Annotated in this window: 10 protein-coding genes and 1 pseudogene; 9 read left to right on the top strand and 2 right to left on the bottom strand. The window is 64.6% G+C overall.

Annotated elements, in window-relative coordinates; all coding sequences use genetic code 11:
* Positions 1-106: 106 nt before the first annotated feature.
* The 6 genes from HV773_RS21570 (at position 107) to HV773_RS21595 (ending at position 9,226) form a co-directional block, all read left to right on the top strand.
* On the top strand, positions 107-2,188 hold the full coding sequence (locus HV773_RS21570; RefSeq protein WP_175196624.1) for a T6SS effector phospholipase Tle3 domain-containing protein: 2,082 nt from the start codon (positions 107-109) through the stop codon (positions 2,186-2,188).
* Entirely contained in the window at positions 2,185-3,864 is a 1,680-nt protein-coding gene (locus tag HV773_RS21575) for a type VI lipase adapter Tla3 domain-containing protein (RefSeq protein ID WP_246282353.1), read from the top strand. The genes HV773_RS21570 and HV773_RS21575 overlap by 4 nt, the downstream gene beginning before the upstream one ends.
* 39 nt (positions 3,865-3,903) lie before the next feature.
* Positions 3,904-5,436, top strand: coding sequence for a type VI lipase adapter Tla3 domain-containing protein (locus HV773_RS21580; RefSeq protein ID WP_175196626.1), 1,533 nt, complete (start codon positions 3,904-3,906; stop codon positions 5,434-5,436).
* Between the two features lie 51 nt (positions 5,437-5,487).
* A complete protein-coding gene (locus HV773_RS21585; protein ID WP_175196628.1) occupies positions 5,488-5,751 on the top strand; it encodes a PAAR domain-containing protein in 264 nt (87 codons plus the stop codon).
* Between the two features lie 176 nt (positions 5,752-5,927).
* A complete protein-coding gene (gene tssF / locus HV773_RS21590) occupies positions 5,928-7,778 on the top strand; it encodes a type VI secretion system baseplate subunit TssF (RefSeq protein ID WP_175196630.1) in 1,851 nt (616 codons plus the stop codon).
* A gap of 86 nt (positions 7,779-7,864) precedes the next feature.
* On the top strand, positions 7,865-9,226 hold the full coding sequence (locus HV773_RS21595) for a hypothetical protein (protein WP_175196632.1): 1,362 nt from the start codon (positions 7,865-7,867) through the stop codon (positions 9,224-9,226).
* Between the two features lie 84 nt (positions 9,227-9,310).
* Here the strand turns inward: HV773_RS21595 and HV773_RS21600 are convergent.
* Positions 9,311-9,535: pseudogene (locus HV773_RS21600) on the bottom strand (LysR family transcriptional regulator); the annotation flags it as partial.
* 115 nt (positions 9,536-9,650) lie between these two features.
* Between HV773_RS21600 and metE the strand changes: the two are divergent.
* Positions 9,651-11,957 (top strand): 5-methyltetrahydropteroyltriglutamate--homocysteine S-methyltransferase, encoded by a 2,307-nt coding sequence (gene metE / locus HV773_RS21605; RefSeq protein WP_175196634.1) that lies wholly within the window; start codon positions 9,651-9,653, stop codon positions 11,955-11,957.
* A gap of 26 nt (positions 11,958-11,983) precedes the next feature.
* Here metE and HV773_RS21610 read toward each other — a convergent pair whose 3' ends face one another.
* Positions 11,984-14,665, bottom strand: a complete 2,682-nt coding sequence (locus HV773_RS21610; RefSeq protein ID WP_175196636.1) for a heavy metal translocating P-type ATPase — start codon at positions 14,663-14,665, stop codon at positions 11,984-11,986.
* Between the two features lie 263 nt (positions 14,666-14,928).
* On the opposite strand from HV773_RS21610, the gene HV773_RS21615 reads away from it, so the two are divergent.
* Positions 14,929-16,362, top strand: a complete 1,434-nt coding sequence (locus HV773_RS21615; RefSeq protein ID WP_175196638.1) for a DUF1254 domain-containing protein — start codon at positions 14,929-14,931, stop codon at positions 16,360-16,362.
* Positions 16,363-16,591: 229 nt separating this feature from the next.
* On the top strand, positions 16,592-20,392 hold the full coding sequence (locus tag HV773_RS21620; protein WP_175196640.1) for a DUF748 domain-containing protein: 3,801 nt from the start codon (positions 16,592-16,594) through the stop codon (positions 20,390-20,392).
* Positions 20,393-20,445: the final 53 nt, after the last annotated feature.

Consider the following 20,445-nt stretch of genomic DNA (forward strand, 5'->3'; position numbering starts at 1 on the left):
TCACGGCGAATTCCGGCAACGACAGGCGCGCGGCGAGCCAGCCGCGCAGCGGCCGTCAAGACCGAAGTCTTGAAGCCGCCGCTTTGAATACGTAACAGGACGAATCATGGCCAACAGCAGCCAGTTTGATGGACATCATACGATCGCCGAGGGCGCGGGCGTTACGCATTCAAACCGCGCTGGCGACAAACAGATTGCAGTACCGCGAGACAGGCCAGGCGTTGTGATTTTTCTGCACGGCGTCAACGATCCCGGCGCGAATTACGATCATATCGAGCAAGGTCTGTGTGAAGGGCTCAACGAACGGCTCAGCCGCAGGGATCTGAAGCCGGGGGAGTATGGTGCCGCCTTCGCCAAGGCACTGCAATACAACTTCAAAGATCCGGACTTCGACCAGTGGAAGGACACGAAGTACGACCCAGACACGTACCTGTATCAGCGCACGGAAATCACGGAAGGGTCGAATCAGACGCATAGCATGTTCATCCCGTTTTACTGGGGATACCGCGCGGCGCCGGAAGAAATCAAGGGTGGCGAGAAGAACCCGTCGACACTGCGCGGGCAGTACCAGGACATCCACGGCAACCGCCTGAGCAAGCATTTCGCGAAGGGCGGTGGCATGTTCAACAACGCGACCACCAACATCCCCGCGATGTTCGATCCTGGCTGGACAGATAACCCGCTGAACCAGGTTGCCGGAATGATGATGAGCGATTATCAGTACAGCAGCAACAGTCCGAAGCGTCATTATTTCGTGCTGGCTGCCAAACGCCTGGCCATGCTCGTGCACGAGATCCGCAAGGTCGATCCGAACGAAACGGTCACCATCATGGCGCACAGCCAGGGCACCCTCATCACGCTGCTGGCGCAGGCCTTTCTCGCAGAAGACAAAAAGCCGTGCGCGGATTGCGTGATCATGGTCGATTCGCCTTACAGCCTGACCGAGCCGATCGCGGCACAACTGGTTCAACCGAGCGCCACGCCATACACGTTGCGCGGCAAGCTCAACACGCTGATTAACATCGTCCAGGCCGTCACGTCGTCTCCCAATCCGAATCCGCCACTCGATCAGTTGGAGCCGACCAATCCTTTGCATGGTGGCCGTACCGGTAAAGGATGGACCCATACGCAGGCGACTCGCCTCGACAAGGACGGCTCCACTCACGTGTTTGCGGAGCGCGACAATCGCGGCAAGGTCTATCTGTATTTTTGTACCGACGACACCACGGTCGACCTGCCGAATGTCCAGGGCATCGGCACGCATGGGGTGCCGGATACGGTCGAGGAAACATGGCAGGGGACGAAGAAAGTGCTCGGAATGCCGAAAAAATCGACCACCCAGCTCAAGGCGATGGACGCGCTGAAGCAGCACCGCTTCTATCAACGGCTATGGAGCAAAAATCCGACCGAATATCTTGGCGGGCGGCGGCTCGTTGGCAAGCCGCCTGCGTATTACGACGGGACCATCGTGGGCAGCGACCGCAAGTTCGAGCAAAGACTGATCAATGCCGAGGCCATAGTGCCGCCCTACGCTCCGAACCTGTACGGCGATGAGGGCGTCAAGGGTGACGTCACCCATGCGGGCAAGGACAAGCCCGATTACGTGTCACGCAACACGTTGATCGGCAATCCGAACGCCACGGCCATCCGCGGCCATCCCATACTGGACATACCGGCTTCGCTGATTGGTGCCGATCACAAGAAGATTGTCGACTGGTACAACAGCAAATCGCCAGATCCGGAAGACCATATAGATTCCGTGGAACTGTCCAGCGGTGGCGCACTCACCTACTGGCGACCGGAAACGCCGAATGAAATACGGGAGCGTCTCGAGACGGACAAGAAGGCGTGGGACAAGAACTCGTATCACTCGGCGATATTGCGTGACGCCAACAATATCCGCCGCGTGGCGGCGTTGGATGTGGCGATCGGGCAGGCTAGAAGCCTCGATGATCCTGATATGCGTAGGTTGTTGATTGCGATTGCTGACTGGAAGATCGATCTCAAGTCATTGGATAAGTTAGTCAGTAATCCATTTTATGATCCGCTTGATAAAGACTCCAAAGCTTTGATCGAGAATGGCGCATGGTACTACTCCAGGGGAGAGTTTCCGCAAAACCTGGTGCCGTCAACACCTCCCAAAATGGTCGATGCCGAAACCTTCCGGGATCGCGAGAAACGCCAATGATTAACTATCTGAAGGAAACCACGCGCCCCAGGTTGCGGCTCTATCTGCTGGCAATGACAGTGCTCGTGATAGTCTGGGCGTCCTATATTTTGTTTGGCTCTTACCAATACCGGCAAAGTACCGGCCTTGAGGTTCCACATATGGGCAGTACGATTCGTAATGGCGTGTTGATCATCGTTGGCGTGCTCGCAGTGGTGTTCGCCGGACACTGGATGTGGCGCGCGTCACAGGAACAGAAGGGCACGGCCCCTCTTTCCGCCGCAATGGCTTCCGAAGTATCGGTCCCATCGACCTTGAATGGGGAAAAAGCGCGTGTTCTCTCTGGAACCGGGCCGCAGTATGCGCTGGAGATTCGCGCCATTGGACTGGCGGTTACTGGCCGGCATCAGGATACGGTCTGGAAGCAGATTGAGGCGAAAGGCGATAACTATTCGTCGATTCTGTCGGACGACCCGAAACGGTATGGAGAAAATCCGGACGAGCGCCAGATTTTCTCGAAGATTGCGACTGGAGCCGCGTTCCGCTACGTTGCCGGCGAAGCCGTCGATCACTGGCCTGTACCGGTGATCATGCTGGGACCACCAAAGGGTAACGACAGTCCGTACCGCGCTGCCTTCGAAATCGCAGATGCACGGCAGAATGCGGGACTGGGGGTCACGGAGTTCCTGTGGCTGGATGATCACAACACAAGCAGCGCGGCGCCTGCGCTCACCGAGCTTTTCGACTTCTTCGACAAACATCCCGACGTCCCCGCAGCGCTGATCGTGAGCCAGGACGGGATGCAGTACCGCTGGGCTGCGAGGACGCCCGGAATGCCAAAGGATCCGCGTGGCGCGTTCATTCCACCGGTGCCGGACAGCATGGGCGGATTGCTGGTTGCCCGCACGGATCGCGTGGACCGTCTGGTGCGCCCTTACGCCGTCCCGGTTCCTGGTGACATCGACAAGACCAAAACCCAGTACGACATCGTCAAGTTGTGGAACTTCTACTGGGCTGAGGAAAAGAAATTTCAGGTCGAAACCGACAAGGCATCTGGTGGACATTTTTTCGGCGCCTACACCATGAAAACCGACTGGTGGATAGCGAAGTTGCCGGAGCTCTGGAAGCAGATCGACAACAAGGGACCGGGCGAATTCAGGCCGAGCCCGTTCCTGCCCGTGCGATGGGCCAACTGGCAGCTCGAGGAATTCGATGAAGCGCCATTGCTGGGTTATCTGCATCGCCCGGTGGACATCAAGCTGACGGACGACCAGGGCAAGCCGCTCAAGCGGGCGGATCAGGTGAAGGCGTTGCAATCGGGCTGGACGGACGCCATGGCGACGTTGCCGGCAGGCGCGAAACCTGCCCGCGTGTTCTATGACACGACGCTCAACCGGGAATGGGCCATACCGCTGACGCAGGCATTGCATGGCAACGCGCAGGGCATCGATATTGGTGAGGTCAAGGAGGGTTACGACATTGGTCGCCGCATCGGCAACACGGGCGTGAGTTCGGCGCTCGTGCAGCTATGCCTGGCGACGATCGCGAACTACCAGAAGGGTGGGGCAAGTGCAACGGTCAACCTGATGGACAACGGCACGGCCAGCATCGTGATGGTGAGTCCACCCGACGAGGCGAGCAAGGCGGACAACGCGGAGCACCGCGGTGCTGATCCGTTCAAATATCGCTCGCCCTGATGGTGGTGAATGTCGTTGGTAGAAGAATACGTTCCGCATATGAGCAGTACGATTCGTAATGGCGTGTTGATCATCGCTGGCGTGCTCGCGGTGGTTTTCGCGGGGCACTGGATGTGGCGCGCGTCACAGGAACAGAACGGTGCGGCCCCCCTTTCCGCTGCAATGGCTTCCGAGGCATCGGTCCCATCGACCTTGAATGCGGAAAAAGCGCGTGTCCTCTCTGGAACCGGGCCGCAGTATGCGCTGGAGATTCGCGCCATTGGACTGGCGGTTACGGGCCGGCATCAGGATACGGTCTGGAAGCAGATTGAGGCGAAAGGCGATAACTATTCGTCAATTCTGTCGGACGACCCGAAACGGTATGGAGAAAATCCGGATGAACGCAAGATTTTCTCGAAGATTGCGACTGGTGCTGCTTTCCGCTACGTTGCCGGCGAAGCCGTCGATCACTGGCCTGTACCGGTGATCATGCTCGGACCGCCAAAGGGTAAGGACAGTCCGTACCGCGCTGCCTTCGAAATTGCATCTGCGCGGCAGAATGCGGGACTGGGGGTCACGGAGTTCCTGTGGCTTGACGACCACAACACCAGCAGCGCGGCGCCGGCGCTCACCGAGCTTTTCGACTTCTTCGACAAACACCCCGACGTCCCCGCTGCGTTGATCGTGAGCCAGGACGGGATGCAGTACCGCTGGGGGCTGGATACGCCTGGTATGCCTAAAGATCGGCGTGGCTCTTTTATCCCACCGGTGCCGGACAGCATGGGCGGATTGCTGGTTGCCCGCACAGATCGAGTGGACCGTCTGGTGCGTCCTTACGCCGTCCCTGTTCCTGGCGACATCGACAAAACCAAAACCCAGTACGACATCATCAAACTCTGGAATTTCTACTGGGCCGAGGATGACAAATATCAGGATGAAGTAGATAAGGCTGCGGGCCGCATATACGGCACCAGTACCATGAAAACCGACTGGTGGATATCGAAGCTCCCCGAACTCTGGAAGCAGATCGACAACAAGGGGCCGGGCGAATTCAGGCCGAGTCCGTTCCTGCCCGTGCGATGGGCAAACTGGCAGCTTGAGGAGTTCGATGAAGCGCCATTGCTGGGTTATCTGCATCGCCCGGTGGACATCAAGCTGACGGACGACCAGGGCAAGCCGCTCAAGCGGGCGGATCAGGTGAAGGCGTTGCAATCGGGCTGGGCGGACGCCATGGCGACGTTGCCGGCAGGCGCTAAACCTGCCCGAGTGTTCTATGACACAACGCTGAACCGGGAGTGGACCATACCGCTAACGCAGGCATTGCATGGCAACGCGCAGGGCATCGATATTGGTGAGGTCAAGGAGGGCTACGACATTGGCCGGCGCATCGGCAATACGGGCGTGAGCTCGGCGCTCGTGCAGTTGTGCCTGGCGACAATCGCGAACTACCAGGAAGGCGGTGCGAGTGCGACGGTCAACCTGATGGATAACGGCACGGCCAGCATCGTGATGGTGAGTCCGCCCGACGAGGCGAGCAAGGCGGGCAACGCGGAGCACCGCGGTGCTGATCCGTTCAAATATCGCTCGCCCTGATGGTGATATGGCGGCCGAGCCGGTGGTGAATATCATGAATGGGAGAAGACCGTGCGTGGTGTGATTCGGATAGGCGATGCGACCAGTCACGGCGGTCGCGTGGAAACGGGCCGTGAACAATCGACAGTCATGGGGCGGGCCGTCGCCGGTGTGGGCGACCATTGCTCCTGTCCGATGGCGGGGCACGAGAACTGTGTGATCGTTGAAGGCGACCCCAACGTGACCGTCGATGGTGTTGCGGTGGCCTTCGACGGCCACAGGACGTCCTGCGGAGCGAAGCTTATTTCAAGCCTGCCGACGTCCGGGCGTGAATAGCGTCGCTGGACAGCCTGGCTAAGCCGATATCACGTTTGCGTTCGCCCGGTAATCCTCGATGAACCTTTAATTTCGGTCACGTTCCTGTCTTCTTTCATCCCGCTCTGATAGTGAATGAGGAGGTCTGTTGCGTACACTCGCGCGTTGTTACGGCTCCATTCCCGATCCAATCCACGATGGACGACCTGATCGCATTTTACGAGCGCGAACTCGGGCAGCTACGCGCTTCGCTGGCGGAATTCGCTGAGCGCTATCCCAAGGTCGCAGCGCGCCTGTCGCTCTCCGGCCAGCGCTCGGAAGATCCACAGGTCGAGCGGATGATCGAGTCGGCAGCACTGCTCAACGCGCGCGTGAGCGCGCGTCTTGATGACGACGTTCCCGAGTTCACCAAACCGCTGCTCGAACTCGCATACCCGGAATACCTGCGGGCATTTCCTTCCTGCACCATCGCCTGTTTCGAAAACAGCCCGGCGCTCGCGCAACTGAAGAAACCTGCGATCGTCAGCCGGCGCACTGACCTGAAGACCCGCACCGGCGAATATCGCTTCAAGACCGCGTACGACGTCACGCTCGCGCCGCTGCGGATTGCCGACGCCGGGTATCGCCTCCCGGCAATCGCGCCCGCCGGCGTGCGCCTGCCTGAAGGGACGACCGGCATCATGTCGATTGCGTTCGATGCATTGATCGAAGGCATGGACCTGCGGCGTATCGTACCGGACACGGTTCGGGTATTCGTGGATGACACCCCGCCGGTTGTGGCCGCCACCATGGACGCGCTGCTACAACGCGCGCTGGGTGCATTTGTTGAACTCGACGCAAGCGGGCAATGGACAGCGTTGCCGCAGGTGCCGGTCAGCCCCGCCGGCTTCGATGACGACGATGCGCTGATCGAACGTGCCGACGGCAGGCGTTCTTCATTTCGCCTCTTGCTGGAGTATTTCGCGTTCCCGCAGAAATTCGATTTCCTCGACATCGACCTGGTGACCCTGCTGCGCGGCGCCGGTCCGCACAGTCGCGTCAGCCTGCACGTTCCGGTGCGTGGCCTGCACCCGGATTCGTTCGCCGCTCGCGCGCTGGCTCAACTGCGATCCGCCAGTTTCCGGCTGTCGTGCACGCCGGCGATCAACCTCTTCCCGTGCCCAGCCGAACCCGTTGCGCTCAAGGACATCGCGGCGCCGCTCTATCCGCTCGTGCCGCAAGCCCTTGCGTCCGGGCAGATCGCGGTCTGGACCGTCGACGCCGTCCGGGCGGTCGTGCAGGGCGCGGGCGGCACGTCGACGATGACGGTTCCAGGCTTCGAATCGCTGGCGCACCACGATGGCCCACGCGGCCCCGGCACGCGCGAGCCGTTTTTCTGGACCGTGGAGCGTGACGAACGGCTGCCGGAACTCCTTGCAGGGCAGGACACGCTGCTCTCGTTCATGGGCCTGGACGGCCGCCTCATCGAGCTTGACGGCGTCGAACAGATCGAGGCGGATCTGCGATGCACCAACCGTAGTTTGCCAGCGGCGATCGACCCGGGCGCCCCGGCGGGCGATTTTGCCAAGATAGATGGCGCGCCTGGAAGCCGCGTCGTCATGCTGCGGCGGCCAACGGCTAGCCTGCCCCGGCCGGAAAAAACAGGCCGCTACTGGAACCTCGTCAGCATGCTTTCTCCCGGAACGTTTCTCCTGAACCAGGCGGGGCTGCCGGCGCTGAGGGAACTGCTCTCGGGTCACGTGCCCCAGGTGTCGCAGCCCGCGGCCAAACAGATCGATGCGATCGTGGGACTCGCGAGCGAAACCGCGATGGAGTGGATCGTCGAAGAACCGCTGTCGCGGCTCGAACGTGGACTGCGTGTTCGCCTGAGCGTTGATGATTCAGCACTCGCGGGTTACGCGCTCAGCACATTCGCGCGTGTGCTGGAAAGCGTGTTCGTCCGGTACGCCTGCGCGAACAGTTTTGTGCAACTCGTGTTCATTTCGGCCCACAATGGCTCGGAGCTGGCGCGTGGCCGACTGCTGCGCGGCACGTCGCCGCTGGTCTGAGCATAGATACGGATTCCTTACCGAATGCACCCTTCCCCTGTCGATCTGTCCGGGCGCTCAGTTCAGGTTCCCAGCTGCGCAGTGCGATGGACAAGCATGGCCTCGTCTTCCTGGACGAGACCTGGCTGGGCATCAAGGTCAAACACCGGTTCGCGTGCGTGCATGGGCACGACACACACATCAGTGCACGCAACCTGATCCGGCAGCGCGAGATTGGCTGCCGCGAATGCGCACGGATCGTGGCGAACGGGCGCATGCACACGCAAGCCGCGGCGTCAGGCTCGACTGTGCTGGATCGCTCGTGGCGGGGCACGGCGGCACGCTACCGGCTGCGATGCGCCGCCGGACATACGTGGTCGTGCCTGGGTCAGTCGTTGCTGCGTGGAGCGCGCTGCAACGTTTGCGCTGCCATGACGGGTGCGCAGCGCGGTGTCCCCCTGTCCGACGGACTGGAGCGGCTGCGCGCGATCGCCGCGCGCCACGGCGGAGCGTGCCTGTCGACGGACTACGCTGGTTCGAGCGCGTTCTACCGGTTCCGGTGCGCCCAGGGTCATGAATGGCAAACCCGGGGTAGCGTAGTCCTTTACCACAACAGCTGGTGCAAGAGCTGTGCGCGCAAGCGCGCGCGGCTCCTGCCAGACGGGCTGGCACGCTTGCAGGCGGCGGCCGCGGTGCATGGCGGGCGGTGCCTGTCTGAAAGCTTCCGGGGCACTGCGGCGAGGCATACGTTCGAATGCGCCGCCGGGCATGTGTGGGAAGGATACGCGGGCAGCGTGCTGTATTCCGGCGGCTGGTGCCGCCGCTGCGGGCGCGATGGCCAGCGATCGGCGGATGGCCTTGCGCGATTGCAGGAAACAGCGCGTCAACATGGCGGCCAGTGCCTCGCCGGTCGCTACGACGGCCGGGTGGCGCGCTACCGGTTTCGGTGTGTCGAAGGGCATATCTGGGAAACGACCGGGCAGATCGTTCTGCGTGGCGCATGGTGCCCGGCGTGCGCGGCCAGCACGGCGGGCCAGTCGCTGCTGCATGCGCACGGGCTGGCCATGCTACGCGAGCGCGCCACGGCGCGGGGCGGTGTCTGCCTGGAGGAGACCTACCTCGGCACCGCGCGTGGCCACCGGTTTCGCTGCAGCGAAGGCCACGAATGGACTGCAAAGGGCTCGGCAATTCTGGCTGGCCGGTGGTGCTGGATGTGCGCGGTCGAGGCGCAACGCTGCACAATCGACGACGCCCGCCGGGTGGCGCATGAGCGCGGCGGCGAGTGCTTGTCGTCACACTATGCCAACGCCCGCAGCCACCTGACCTGGCAATGTCATCGGGGCCACGTGTGGCAGGCGAATTTCGACAATGTGCGCAACAAGGGCAGATGGTGTCCGGACTGCAAGAACCTGAACCAGATATCGAATCGGCGATCAAAAGCGCACGTGAAGTTAATGCCGAAGAACTGAGCAAGTCCTGGGTTTTTGGTGTGCCCGGTCTCATTTACTCCCGCGCCCTACGGGGGACGTGAACGCGCCGCGCCCGGCCCGCCATCATCGGCCCCGCACGCGCGGGGCCTGCCAGTTCGACTCACGCGCGAATTCGACGAATGAGCTCAGGTAGTCGACCACGGCATCGCCTTCGCGCGTGCCGAGGAAAATCTGCTTGGCGATGCCTTGCTTGCCGAGCTTCACGATCGCGAGCGGCATGCGGTCCGCGTACTCCTCGGCGAGCCATCTCGGCAGCGCCGCCACGCCGCGCTGGCTCGCGACCATCTCGGAGCGATGAATGAAAAAATCTAATGAATGAATGAAATAATGCCATTTTTCTTCATCCTCAGTAGGCCCTATCATCGCTGCCAGTTCTGACACTTTTCATCGGATGGCAGCGCACATGGTCACGACACACAACCTCGGCTTTCCGCGCATCGGCGTAAAACGCGAGCTGAAATTCGGCCTGGAAAAATACTGGAAGGGCGAGTCTTCGCGCGACGAACTGAAGGCGCTGGGCGCAGAACTGCGCGCGCGCCACTGGGCGAACCAGCAGGCGCTCGACCTCGTGCCGGTCGGCGACTTCGCGTTCTACGACCAGGTGCTCGACATGAGCTTCACGCTCGGCAACCTGCCGGAGCGCGTGCAGGGCTTTCACGGCGACAAGCTCGACAACTATTTCCGCGTCGCGCGCGGCCGCTCGGCAGCGGGCGCGCAAGAGCACGCAGGCTGCGGCGGCGGCGTGGCCGCCGGCGAAATGACGAAGTGGTTCGACACCAACTACCACTACATCGTCCCCGAGTTCACGGCCGACACGCAGTTCAATCTCGACTTTTCGCGCCTCTCGGAGCAACTGCGCGAAGCGCAGGCGCAGGGCGTGAAGGCCAAGCCGGTCATCATCGGCCCGTTGACCTACTTGTGGCTGGGCAAGGCGAAGGACGGGGTTGGCAAACTCGCGGACAAGCTCGCGCTGCTGCCGCGCATCATGCCCGTGTACCGCGCGCTGCTCGACTACTTCAAGGTGATGGAGGTCGAGTGGGTGCAGATCGACGAGCCGGTGCTCGTGACCGAACTCGATCCAGCATGGCGCGAAGCGTTCGTGACGGCCTACGAGGGCTTCGAAGATCGCGGCGTCAAGCTGCTGCTCGCGACGTATTTCGGTCAACTACAGGAAAATCTCGACCTTGCGTGCAAGCTCCCGGTGGACGGCCTGCACATCGACGCGATCAATGCCCGCGCTGAAGTCGCGCTGGCCGCGCAGAAGCTGCCCGCGCAGAGCGTGCTGTCGGTAGGCGCGATCAACGGCCGCAACATCTGGAAGACCGACCTGAACGCCGCGCTCGAATGGCTCGCGCCGCTCGCGCAACAACTGGGCGAGCGTCTCTGGATTGCGCCGTCGTGCTCGTTGCTGCACGTGCCGGTCGATCTCGCGAGCGAGGAAAAGCTCGACGCCGAGATCCGCTCGTGGCTCGCTTTCGCGCTGCAAAAGCTCGACGAAGTGAAGGTGCTGGCGACAGCGCTCAACGAAGGCCGCGACGCGGTGGCCGCGGAACTCGCCGCCAATGCCGCTGCGATCGACGCTCGCCGCAAGTCGCCGCGCGTGAACAATCCGGCGGTGAAGGCCGCCATCGCGCGTATCGACGCGAATCTCGGCAATCGCCAGCACGCGTATGCCAAGCGCGCGGAGAAGCAGGCCGCGCTGCTCAAGCTGCCCGCGTTTCCGACCACGACGATCGGCTCGTTCCCGCAGACCGGCGAAATCCGCCAGGCGCGCAGCCAGTACAAGAGCGGCGCGCTCGACGACGCCGGTTATCAAGCCGCGATGCGCAAGGAAATCGAGCGCAGCGTGCGCGAGCAGGAAGCGCTGGGGCTCGACGTGCTCGTGCACGGCGAAGCCGAGCGCAACGACATGGTCGAATACTTCGGCGAGCAACTCGACGGCTACGCGTTCAGCCAGTTCGGCTGGGTGCAGTCGTACGGTTCGCGCTGCGTGAAGCCGCCCATTCTGTTCGGCGACATCAGCCGCCCGAAGGCGATGACGGTCGAGTGGATCGCCTACGCGCAATCGCTCACCAACAAGCCGATGAAGGGCATGCTCACGGGCCCGGTGACGATCCTGAACTGGTCGTTCGTGCGTGACGACCAGCCGCGTTCAGTGTCGTGCCAGCAGCTCGCGCTGGCGATCCGCGCAGAAGTGCTCGACCTCGAAAAGGCCGGCGTGCGCGTGATCCAGATCGACGAAGCCGCATTGCGCGAAGGTCTGCCGCTGCGCCGCGCGCAATGGGGCGAGTACCTGCGCTGGGCGGTGGAATCGTTCCGCATCACGGCGAATGGCGTGGCCGACGAAACGCAGATTCATACGCATATGTGCTATTCGGAGTTCAACGACATCATCGCGTCGATCGCCGATATGGACGCCGACGTCATCACGATCGAGACCTCGCGCTCGGACATGGAACTGCTCGACGCGTTCGACCACTTCAAGTATCCGAACGAGATCGGCCCGGGTGTGTACGACATTCACTCGCCGAACATCCCGACGCAGGAGCACATCGTGCAACTGATGCAGAAGGCGGCCGAGCGCATTCCGGCGCAGCGGCTGTGGGTGAATCCCGATTGCGGCCTGAAGACGCGTCAGTGGGCCGAAGTGATTCCCGCGCTGACCAACATGGTGGCGGCCGCGAAGGCGCTGCGCAGCCAGGCGCACTGAGTCAGCACCCGGGCGCCGGGCCGCATTTAGTCAGTCTCGCGGCGTTCGCGCCATGTGCGCAGCAGCAGCGCATTGGTCACCACGCTCACGCTCGAAAACGCCATGGCGGCGCCCGCGAGCATGGGGTTCAGGAGCCCGAGCGCCGCGAGCGGAATCCCGATCAGGTTGTAGAAGAACGCCCAGAACAGGTTCTGCTGGATCTTGCGCCACGTGCGCCGGGAGATGTCGATGGCGGCGGCCACGAGCGCCGGGTCGCCGCGCATGAGCGTGACGCCCGCGGCATGCATGGCGACGTCGGTGCCGGTGGCCATGGCGATGCCGATGTCGGCGGCGGCCAGCGCGGGCGCGTCGTTGATGCCGTCGCCGGCCATCGCGACCACCGCGCCCGTGCGGATTTTCAGGTCGCGGATCGTGCGCGCTTTGTCGTCGGGCAGCACTTGCGCGTGAATCTCGTCGATGCCGAGCTGCGCCGCCACCGCGCGCGCGCTGCCCGCGTTGTCGCCGGTCACGAGCACGCTGCGGATGCCCATCGACTTCAGGCGCGCTACCGCTTCGCGCGCGGTGGGCTTCACCGTGTCGCCGAAGGCGAGCAGCGCAAGCACCGCGCGGGGCGAAACCGGCTCTGCGCTCGCATGGTTCGCTGAACCCCTGGAGTCGCCCATCAGCCAGGACACCGTATTGCCCTCGGATTCGAGCGCCTGCGCGCGCGCCGCGAGCGCGGGCGGTACGGCGAGTTCGAGTTCCTTGAGCCAGCGCGCGCTGCCGATCGCCAGGTAGCGGCCATTCACCTCGGCTTCCACGCCGCGTCCGGGCACCGCGCGCGCATGCGCGGCGGCGGGCAGCGTCACGTTCGAAGCCTCCCCAGCGCCCCCAGCTTCCGCGGATTGCGCGCTGAGTGTCTTCACTGCGGCCTTCACCACAGCCTTCGCGAGCGGATGATCGCTGTGCTGCTGCACGGCGGCGGCGAGCATGAGCGCTTCGTCGCGCGCGATCTCGCCGGCCGTTTCGAACGCCGTGAGCGAGGGCTGGCCGAGCGTGAGCGTGCCGGTCTTGTCGAACGCCACGATGCTCACGTCATGCGCCGTTTCCAGCGCTTCGGCGTCCTTGATCAGCACGCCGTGGCGCGCGGCCACGCCGGTGCCGGCCATGATCGCGGCCGGCGTTGCGAGCCCGAGCGCGCAGGGGCAGGCGATCACGAGCACGGCCACGGCGTTGAGGATCGCGGTTTCGGCGCTCGCGCCCGCGAGCAGCCAGCCGCCTAGCGTGATCGCCGCGATCACGAGGATCGCGGGCACGAACACGGCGCTCACGCGGTCGACGAGACGCTGGATCGGCGCCTTCTCGGCCTGGGCGCTTTCCACGAGGCGGATGATGCGCGCGAGCGTCGTCTCCGCGCCGATGGCGGTGGTGCGCACGGCCATCAGCCCTTCGCCGTTGATCGAGCCGGCGGTGAGACGGTCCTCGGGGGCCTTCGGCACGGGCAGGCTTTCGCCGGTAATCAGCGATTCGTCGACGTGGCTGCGGCCTTCGAGCACGACACCGTCGGTCGGCACGCGCTCGCCTGGCCGCACCACGACCACCGCGCCCACGCGCACTTGCGCGAGCGGGACTTCGTGCTCCACGCCGTTTTCGCGGATGCGCGCGCGCTCGGGGCGCAGCGCGTTGAGCGCGCGGATGGCGTCGGTGGTCTGGCGCTTCGCGCGCGCTTCGAGCCACTTGCCGAAGCGCACCAGCGTGATGACGACCGCCGATGCCTCGAAGTACAGATGCGCGGTGCTGCCGGGGTGCGCGAGCATCGCGTAGACGCTCACGCCCCACGCCGCGGTGGTGCCGAGCGCCACCAGCAAGTCCATATTGCCGGCGCCCGCGCGCACGGCCTTCCAGGCGGCGCGATAAAAGCGCGCGCCAAAGCCGAACTGGACGATCGAGGCGAGCACGAGTTGCGCGGCGGCCGGCAGCATCCAGTGCCAGCCGAGCCAGTGGCCGAACATCGGCACCACGAGCGGCGCGGTGAGCGCGGCGGCGATCAGCACGTCGCGCAACTCGCGGCGCGCGGCGGCCTCGGTTGCGGCGGCGCGCGAGGAGGGGCTGCGCGATGGGGCGGCGCCGGTTGCGCTTGCGTCTGGTGTGGCGTGGGATCCGGTGGAACCGGCGGTTGCGGCGGCGGGCGCGTCCTCGACCAGCGGCGTGGCCTCGTAGCCGGCCTTCTGCACAGCGGCCACGAGGCGCTCGCGCAGGTCGCTATCTAGCGGCCCTTCGAGCCGCACCGTGGCGTTTTCGGTCGCCAGGTTGACGGTGACGCCCGCCACGCCCGGTACCTTCGCGAGCACCTTTTCCACGCGGTTCGCGGAGGCCGCGCAAGTCATGCCGCCGATGGCGAAGCTCGCGGTCGGCGCTGCGTTTGTCTCGGCGGAGGCGGTCCCGGCGCTGGCGTCCACGACGGCTTCGGCTTCATAGCCGGCCTTTTCCACGGCCGCCACGAGTTCAAGCGCGAGTGCTTCCGCCGTGCTTCCGCCTGCTTCGGGATTGGCTTCGACGGTGGCCTTTTCGGTGGCGAGATTGACCGACGCGCGCGTCACGCCTGGCACCTTCGCGAGCGCCTTCTCGACCCGCATGGCGCACGACGCGCAAGTCATGCCGCGGATTTCGAGTTCGGCCACGCGGTGCCCGGCACGCTCGCCGGTTTCTGCAACGAGGGGATCGTTCATGGTGATGATGCGCAAATGCGATAAGTATTCGACGTTACGCAGTATCTACGTTCCCATGATGGGAAGGTCAAGGGCAATACTCGCGGCAAGGCAGAATTCCATCCGGCAGACTGTTCAGGGGCGAATACGGACGATACGATACGACTCGGCGGCATTGGCACCATGCTGCGCGCATCGGACTGCGGCCCGGGGGGGCCGGCGCGCAGCGTCGGAAGCCGGTCGACGTCAATTCATGGACCGCCTGCTTCGCACATAATCAAGAAATGAAAAAAATACGCCGCACCATTCCTTTGTTCCGCGCCTGCGCCGCACTGGCCGGTGTCGCCCTCATTGCCGGATGCGCGTCGGCGCCTCAGGGCGCCGGGTCGAAGGGCAATGGCTGGGTCAAGGACGAAGTGTCCGACTCCTATGTGTTCGGTTATCCGCTCGTGCTGATGGATATCTCGCGCGAAGCCGCCACGGGCAACGCGCCGGGCCAGGCCGCGCTGAATACGCTGCGCCACGCGCAGTCGCTGCCGCCGGTTGGCGCCACGACGCCGCCCGAACCCAATCTCGACACGCTGGCCTCTTCCGGCTGGCTCGACGTAAGCCGCGAGCCCGTGCTCATCGCGCTGCCCGACACGCACGGCCGCTATGCGGATGCGCGCGCGCTCGACATGTGGACCAACGTGCTCTGGTCGACGGCGGCGAAAGGCAATGAGCGCGTGAACGGTCTGAAGGCGCAAACGATTGCGTTCGTGCCCGCGGGCTGGAAGGGCACGCTGCCCGCGCGCGCGAAGCGCGTGGACGTGACCACGCGCTACGTCTGGTTCCTCGCGCGTATCGAGACGCGTGGCGGCGGCGACCTTGCAACCGCGCGGCGCGTGCAGCGCGGCATTCGCGTGGCGCCGCTTTCCGCATGGAACGGGAGCGGCAAGCGCGTCGCGCAGGCAGATCCGCAAACGGGCGCGGGCCTCGCTGGCGACCCGGTGGCGGCTGGCACCCCGGCTGCGCAGATTGCTGCGCTCGACGCCAACGGCTTCTTCAACCGTCTCGCGCTCGCGCTGGAAGACAACGCGCCGTCGCCCGAGGACCCGCACGCGCTCAAGATTCTCGGCGACATCGGCGTGCATCCCGGCGATTCGGTACAACTGCCGTCCGGCACGAAGGATGCCGCTGGCGTGAGCACGGGTTTCGCCGACGGCCGCGCGCGCGTCGCCACGCCGCCTTCGAATCTGCTCGCCGGCAACGGCTGGCTGTGGGTGGGCGACGACGCGGGCAACTACGGCACCGACTACGCGCTGCGCGGCTACGCGGCCTACGCGTCGCCGGGCCTGCCCACGATCCGCGACGAAGCGCGCGCCCGCGTGGCCCAGGACAGCGACGGCCACACGCTGAACGGCGCGAACCGCTACGTGATCCATTTCAGCGCAAAGCAGTTGCCGCCGGTGCGCGGCTTCTGGTCGATCACGGCCTATACGCCCGAGGGCGCGCTCGACAGCGACGCGTCCGTGCGCGTCGCGTTCGGCGACCGCAACGGCGCGCGGCGCAACCGCGATGGCTCGCTCGACGTGCAGGTGAGCGCGGAGCGGCCGCGCGGCGGCGCCAACTGGGTGCCGGTGCCGAAGGGCGACTTCCGCCTCGTGCTGCGCATGTACGCGCCGAAGCCCCAGGCTACGGACGGCTCCTGGCAGCCGCCGGCGGTCGAGCGCCAGTAAGCGGCTAGAGCCGCAATAGCAGCAATAACGGCGGATCCGCCGCCCTCCGGGCGTGCCAAAACGGCGGCGCCGGCGTGCGCCGCCTCCACACCAGCCCCTGCATCCTTCCGACGTTTTGTCGACGCGCGATGGATCATCGGGCCTATACTTTCGGCTGTCGGACCCTCCGGCATTCCATCCGGTTTCACTATCCGCGGCGGGCCTTTCGCCGCGTCATTGGCCAGCAAGCATGGCAAGCCTCAACAAAGAATCGCTGACGACTTCATTGCAATCGGTGCGCGCCGTGGCGCGCGCCCCGCGCACACGGCGCATCTTCACCGGCATCGCGATTTTTCTCGTGGTGTTCGGCCTGCTCGGCTTCTTCGCCGCGCCGCCGCTGATCCGCCACATTGCCGAACAACAGTTGAGCAAGCAGCTCGACCGGCCCGTCTCGATCGCGCACATCGGGCTCAATCCTTACACGCTGCGGCTCGAAGCGGACCGCGTGCACATCGGCGAGCGCGGCGGCCAGGGCGACTTCTTCGACGTCGAAAAGCTCGTCGTGCAGGCGTCGTGGTCGTCGATCTTCCGCGCGGCGCCCATCGTCGACGAAGTGCGGCTCGACTCGCCGCGCGCGACCATCGTGCGGCTCGACGCGCAGCGCTTCAACTTCTCGGACCTCGTTGAGAAGTTCTCGAAGCCTTCCGAAAAGCCCAGCAGCAAGCCCGCGCAATTCGCGGTGTCGAACATCCACATCGAGAACGGCAAGATCACCTTCGACGATCGGCTGCTCAACGAAAAGCATGTGATCGACCGCTGGTCGCTGGGCATTCCGTTCATCGCCACGCTGCCTTCGAAGACCGATATCTTCGTCCAGCCGATGCTGCGCGCGCGCATCGACGGCGACAGCACGCTTGCCATCGACGGCAAGACCAAGCCGTTCGCCGCGTCGCGCGAGTCCGAGGTCGAACTGCGTCTCGCCGATCTCGATCTGCCCAAGCTGCTCACTTATGCGCCCACCAAGTTGCCGGTGACGCTCAAGAGCGGCAAGCTCTCCACCAACCTCAAGCTCGATTTCGTGATGTCGGGCGAGAAACCCACGCTGCGCGTTTCCGGAACGACCGACCTCAACGACATCGACGCCACCGACAACGCCAACGCGCCGCTGTTCGGCGCGCGCAGCCTGCATGTGGCGGCGGCGTCGCTCGAGCCGTTCAGCAACGTTTATCGCTTCGACACGATCCGCATCGACGCGCCCAAGGCCTGGATCGCGCGCGACAAGGCCGGCGTGCTCAGCGTCGAGAAGCTGGCGGGCGCACCGGCGGCGAAGGCCGAGGCAGCCAAGTCCAATGCCACGGCGCCGTCTCCCGGGAAGGGCGCCGCGAGCGCCGTCGCGGCGGTGCCGCCCGCGGCGTCGGGCGCCCAGGCCGAGTCCGCGGCAGAAACCAAGGCGCCGCCGCTCGATCTGTCGATTCGCCAGTTCGCGATCGTGGATGGCACGGTACATGTGCATGACGAAGCGGCGTCGAGGCCTGTGGAACTGGATCTCGACAACGTCACCACGACGCTCGCGAACTTCTCGACCGTCGCCAAGGCGCCCGCCGACTACACGCTCGCGTTCGGCGCGCCCGACGGCGGCACGGCGCAGGTCTCGGGCCGCTTTGGTCTCGCCGCGAAGAACGCCGACGCGAAAGTCGTCCTGCACAACTTGACGCTGCCGCAAGTGCAGCCGTATCTCGACGGCGTGAGCGCCGCGCAGATCCTCGACGGCAAGCTGAGCCTCGACTCGACCATCAAGGCCGATTGGGCGCAAGAGCCGGCCGCCGTGAAGGTGGAGGCGAGCACGCTGAATCTGGAGGCGCTCAAGCTCGCCGCGCGCGGTTCGAAGGCGCCGATCGTGGCGCTCGCGAAGGGCACGGTGCAAGTAAGCGCGGTCGATCTCGCGGCGCGCACTGCGCAGATCGCGTCGGTGGATACGAGCGGTCTCGCCGTCAACGTCGAACGCAAGAAAGACGGCAAGATCGATCTACTGGAGCTTGCGCAAGGCCGCCAGGCCGCGCCTGAGCGCACGGCGATTCGCGCGGCGCAGAAGTCGGTGAAGGAAGGCCCGGCGTGGCGCTACAAGATCGATGCGCTGAACGTGAACGGCGGCTCGATCAACTTCACGGACAGCACGACGCCGCGCCCGGTCACGCTTGCCGTCGCGCCGCTCGACCTCAAGGTCCAGCAGATCAGCGACGACATGAAGCACGCGCTGCCCATCGACCTGAAGGCGACGATCAACAAGAAGGGCACGCTCGCGCTCAGCGGCGACCTGAACCCTACGCCGCTCACGGCGAAGTTCAAGATCGACGCGAACCGGCTGGACGCCGCCGCGTTCGAGCCGTACTTCGGCAGCCAGCTCAACGCGGTGATCGCGAGCGCGCTGCTCAACATGAAGGGGCAGCTTGCCGTGGAGCAGGGCAAGGCGCTCAAGGCGAACTATCGCGGCGACGCGGCGCTCGTGGACGTGCGCATGCTCGACAAGGCGACCTCCGACCCGTTCGCGGGCTGGCGTTCGCTCGCGCTCTCGAACCTGAAGGCGAGCTACGACGACGCGCGCGGCACCGACGTGGACGCGAGCCGCGTGACCTTCAGCGGCTTCTACGGGCGCGTGCTGCTCGACGCGCAAGGCAAGCTCAATCTCAAGGACGTGGTGGCGCACGAGAGCGGGCAGGCGCAGTCGCTCACGCGCGACACGAGCGGCCACGAGCCGGTGCCGCTGTCGCCCCAAGCGGCTAGCGCGCCCGTTGCTGCGGCTTCCGCGCCCGCGCCTGCTTCCGCGCCGGCGACGGTCACCGCCGCGCAGCCGCCGAAGCATCCCGTGCGCCTGCATTTCGGCGAGCTCGTGCTGCAAAACGGCCGCGTGACTTATACCGACAACTTCATCAAGCCGAACTACAGCGCCAACCTCGTGCAGATCCAGGGCACGGTGGGCGCGTTCGGCACCGAGTCGACCACCTCCGCGCCCGTCGACGTGTCGGCCAAGCTCGCGGCGAACGGGCCGATCGCCATCAAGGGCTCGGTGAATCCGCTCATCGCGAAGCCGGCGCTCGACATCACCGCGAGCGCGCACGACATCGAGCTCACCAATCTCACGCCGTATTCGGCCAAGTACGCGGGTTATCCGATCACGAAGGGCAAGCTCAACGTCGACCTGCACTACCAGCTCGCGAACGACCAGCTCTCGGCCAACAACCATATCTTCATCGACCAGCTCACGTTCGGCGATCACGTCGAGAACGACACCGCCACCAAGCTGCCCGTGCGTCTCGCGATTTCGCTGCTCAAGAACCGGCGCGGCGAGATCGACGTGAACATTCCGGTGTCGGGCTCGCTTTCGAACCCCGAGTTCAGCCTTGGCGGCCTGATCTGGAAGGCGGTGCTCAACCTGATCGCGAAGGCCGTGACCGCGCCGTTCACGCTGCTCGCGAACGCGTTCGGCGGCGGCGGAGAGGAGCTCGGCTACGTGGAGTTCCCGGCAGGCTCGGCCGAGCTCTCCGACGCCGACAACAAGAAGCTCGACACGATTGCGAAGGCGCTCGACGACAAGCCGTCGATCAAGATCGACCTGATCGGCCGCGTGGACCCGGCCGTGGACACGCCCGCGCTGCGCGAGAAGTATGTGGACCGCCTCGTGCGCAGGCAGAAGGTGAAGGACACCGTAGGCAATGGCGAGAGCGTGGATATCTCGCAGGTGCAGGTCGATCCGAAGGAGTACGAGAAGTACCTCACGAAGGCCTATAAAGATGCCGACTTCAAGAAGCCGCGCAACATGGTGGGCCTCACGAAGACGCTGCCCGTCGACGACATGAAGCAGGCGCTCGCCGATCACGCGCCCGTGGACGACGCCACGCTGCGCGATCTGGCGCAACGGCGCGCGCAGGCTGTGCAGCAGTACTTCGAAGGCAAGGTCGACTCGAGCCGCGTGTTCGTGGTGGCGCCCAAGCTCGACGCGAAGGGCATCGACGACAAGGGCGCGACCACGCGCGTGGACTTCGGGCTTAAATGACGGTGCGCATGCGGGGCCTGGTTTCCAGCCCCGCATGCTTTTCACGCCGCAGG

The sequence above is a fragment of the Paraburkholderia caffeinitolerans genome (genome assembly GCF_902859945.1).
In the GTDB taxonomy this organism is placed as follows: domain Bacteria; phylum Pseudomonadota; class Gammaproteobacteria; order Burkholderiales; family Burkholderiaceae; genus Paraburkholderia; species Paraburkholderia caffeinitolerans.